This window comes from Leucobacter celer subsp. astrifaciens (genome assembly GCF_001273835.1).
In the GTDB taxonomy this organism is placed as follows: domain Bacteria; phylum Actinomycetota; class Actinomycetes; order Actinomycetales; family Microbacteriaceae; genus Leucobacter; species Leucobacter celer.
Window position 1 is genome coordinate 1 of record NZ_JHEI01000116.1, and the last position, 250, is coordinate 250.

Consider the following 250-nt stretch of genomic DNA (forward strand, 5'->3'; position numbering starts at 1 on the left):
GAGTGCGCGTGCGATGGCCCGCCACACGAATATGGCAAACGCGATGGCACCGATGAGGCCGACACATGAAACGAGCATCGTCGCGAACGACGAGGGACGGTTGGCACCGAGGCCGACGCCGAGACCCCAGGTATGCGCTGCGAGGTCGAGCGAGAAGGTATCGCTCGATGAACGAGAATTCAGCGACTTGCTGCCGAGCTTGCCCGTGAAGATGTCGAGGCCCCACGCGAGTACCCGACTCCCGGTGAAG

1 protein-coding gene is annotated in these 250 nt (G+C 63.2%); it reads right to left on the bottom strand.

What is annotated here, in order from left to right; translation table 11 throughout:
* A partial coding sequence (locus AMS65_RS19745; protein ID WP_206541953.1) for a hypothetical protein occupies nt 1–250 on the bottom strand: 250 nt, incomplete at both ends.